The organism is Aeromicrobium sp. Leaf272 (assembly GCF_001422865.1).
GTDB lineage: Bacteria > Actinomycetota > Actinomycetes > Propionibacteriales > Nocardioidaceae > Aeromicrobium.
On record NZ_LMMY01000009.1, the window covers coordinates 404,739 to 407,590 of the forward strand.

3 protein-coding genes are annotated in these 2,852 nt (G+C 72.4%); 1 reads left to right on the forward strand and 2 read right to left on the reverse strand.

Features of this window, described 5'->3' with window-relative positions; genetic code table 11:
* Positions 1–871 (reverse strand): asparaginase (locus tag ASF38_RS03560; protein ID WP_082480335.1); only part of this gene is annotated, 871 nt, incomplete at its 3' end.
* A 303-nt stretch (positions 872–1,174) separates the two neighbouring features.
* Between ASF38_RS03560 and ASF38_RS19605 the strand changes: the two genes are divergently transcribed.
* Entirely contained in the window at positions 1,175–2,026 is an 852-nt protein-coding gene (locus tag ASF38_RS19605; RefSeq protein WP_369815164.1) for a LacI family DNA-binding transcriptional regulator, read from the forward strand.
* A 22-nt stretch (positions 2,027–2,048) separates the two neighbouring features.
* Here ASF38_RS19605 and ASF38_RS03570 read toward each other — a convergent pair whose 3' ends face one another.
* Positions 2,049–2,795, reverse strand: coding sequence for a phosphoglyceromutase (locus ASF38_RS03570; protein WP_056573664.1), 747 nt, complete (start codon positions 2,793–2,795; stop codon positions 2,049–2,051).
* Positions 2,796–2,852 lie beyond the last annotated feature (57 nt).

Consider the following 2,852-nt stretch of genomic DNA (forward strand, 5'->3'; position numbering starts at 1 on the left):
CGGCGCCGGCGCGCACGAGGTCGACACCGCCGCCGTCTCCGTAGACGGGCTGGACCGGCCCCTCGGGCACACGGCTCGAGAGCGCGACGACGACACCGCCGTCCACGTGGCGCCGGACCGCCCCGACAACGGTGGCGTTGGCGTTGCCGATGCCGGTGGCGGCGAGCACGACGCCCCGCGCGCCCGCCGCGACGGCCGCGTCGAGCAGCGCGGCGTCGGCGCCGGGGTAGAGCGAGACCACGTCGACCCGGGCGTCGTCGAAGGCCGCGGTGGCGGCGGGCAGGGGCTTGAGACGCTCGGGGCGCTGGGTGATGCGGACGTCGCCGTCGGCCACGGTGCCGAGCGGCCCGGCGTCGAGGGCGCGGAACGGCTGGGCGGCGGTCGTGTGCATCTTGCGGGTTCCGCGGGCGGGCAGGATCGTGCCGCCGAAGGCGACGAGGACGCCGCAGTCGCGGGCGTGGGGGGAGGCGGCCACAGCCACGGCGTCGCCCAGGTTGCGGGGACCGTCGCCGTCGGCCACGTCGGCGGAACGCTGCGCACCGGTGACGACCACGGGCCGGGGGTCGTCGTGGACGAGGTCCAGGAGGAACGCCGTCTCCTCGAGGGTGTCGGTGCCGTGCGTGACGACGACGCCGTCCACCTCGGGTCGCTCGAGCTGCGCGGCGACCGCCTCCGCGATCGTGCGCAGCGCCGCGAGGTCGAGGTTGTAGCTGCCGGTGCGCAGGACGTCGACGGCCTCGACGACGACCCCGTCGCCGTGGGCGGTGCGTCCGACGAGGTCCGCCGCACCGTCGGTGCTCACCACGGCGTCGTCGTGGCCGGGGCGCGAGGAGATCGTGCCACCGGTGCTGAGGACGACGACGATCGGCATGGAGTGCACTCGCTTCCTGGGTACCGCCACGATGCCTCCGGACGAGGCGCTGTGACCGGGCTCACCCAGGATCAAACACCACCTCGCTGGTTTACACAACCGTTTGTCGAAAACGATTGTGTAACAGTTGTGTCTCCTGCTCGTGTCCGCACGCCGTGGCCTAGGGTGTGACCACGGCCTGTGAGAGGTCCTTCCAGGGAGGNCGCCTCCACCGTGTCGCGCGTACTGAACTCCCCGGGCGACACCGCCCTGCGATGGGGTTCCGCCACCACGATCGAGCGAATCCGGGCGCACGCGCTCGAGATGGGCTACTCGCCCAACCCGCAGGCGGCCAGCCTGCGCACCTCGCGCTCCGGCCTCGTCGGCGTCCTCGTGCCGCGGCTGCAGGACTTCGTCCTCGCGACCATCTACGAGGGCATCGAGGAGGCCGCGCTCGAGCACGGCCTCTCGACCTTCGTCACGAACTCCCTCGACGAGCCCTCCGCCCAGCGACAGCGCGCACGGATGATGATCGACCGCCGCGTCGACGGGCTCATCTTCGGCGACGCCCACCTCGACCACCAGGTCGTCGACGAGGTCGCCGCCCGCGGCGTTCCCGTCGTCCTCGTGTCCCGGCGCGCCGGGGCGCATGTCTCCGCCACCACCGACGACGTGCTGGGTGGGCGCCTCGCCGGTGAGCACCTCGTCGCCACCGGCCGCACCCGGCCCGCCATCATCGCCGGCCAGGCGTTCGCGTCCACCTCGATCGACCGCACGCAAGGCGCCCTCGAGGCGTTCGAGGCGGCAGGCATCAAGGTCCCGGCGTCACGCGTGGTCCACGGACCCTTCGACGCAGCGGGCGGGCGCGCCGCCGCCGAGCAGCTCCTCGCCGACGGAGAGGTCCCCGACGCCATCTTCGCCACCAACGACTTCGCCGCCATCGGCGCGCTCGGCGCCCTGCGCGACCGCGGCCTCCACGTCCCCGACGACGTCGCGCTCGTCGGCTACAACGACACCTCGCTCGCGTCGGAGATGCTGGTGCCTCTCACGACGATCCGCTCCCCCATGCACCAGATGGGCCGGCGCGGTGTCGAGCTCCTCATCGAGCTGATCGCCGGTCGCACTCCCGAGTCGGTGCTCCTCGAGCCCGAGCTCGTGGTGCGCGAGACGGCCTAGTCACCGCCACCGGTCGCGTGGGTCAGCGACCCTGGTTCGCCACCGCCGCGATGGCGTCGGCGGCGGCGTCGGGGTCGAGGTACTGGCCGCCCTTCGTGACGGGCTTGAGGTCGTCGTCGAGCTCGTAGACGAGCGGGATGCCGGTGGGGATGTTGAGGCCGACGACCTCGTCCTCGCCCAGGCCGTCGAGGTGCTTGACCAGGGCGCGCAGCGAGTTGCCGTGCGCCGTCACGAGCACGGTCCGGCCGTCGAGCAGGTCGGGGACGACGCTGTCGTACCAGTACGGGAGCATGCGGTCGAGCACGTCGGCGAGGCACTCGGTGCGCGGCAGGAGCTCGTCGGGCAGCGCCGCGTAGCGGGCGTCCTTGGCCTGCGAGAACTCGCTGTCGTCGTCGAGCGCCGGCGGCGGGGTGCTGTAGGAACGGCGCCAGGTCATGAACTGCTCCTCGCCGTACTCCTCCAGGGTGGCCTTCTTGTCCTTGCCCTGCAGTGCGCCGTAGTGACGCTCGTTGAGCCGCCACGAGCGCTTGACCGGGATCCAGTGCCGGTCGATGCCGTCGAGCACGATCTGCGACGTGCGGATGGCCCGACGCAGCAGCGACGTGTGCGACACGTCGGGGGCGATGCCGGCGTCGGCCAGCAGCGTGGCCCCGCGGTGGGCCTCCTCCACGCCCTGCTCGTTGAGGTCGACGTCGACCCAGCCGGTGAACAGGTTCTTCGCGTTCCACTCGCTGTGCCCGTGGCGCAGGAGGACGAGCGTGTAGGTCATGGCGACGACCCTACCGCCAGCCCGTCCCTGCGTTTCGGACAGTTCCGGGGCATCCGG

Bases quoted from the DNA above. Each gene is read 5' to 3' on its own strand.
- ASF38_RS19605 (WP_369815164.1), top strand. From the start codon at position 1,175: ATGGGCTACTCGCCCAACCCGCAGGCGGCCAGCCTGCGCACCTCGCGC.
- ASF38_RS03570 (WP_056573664.1), bottom strand. From the start codon at position 2,795: ATGACCTACACGCTCGTCCTCCTGCGCCACGGGCACAGCGAGTGGAAC.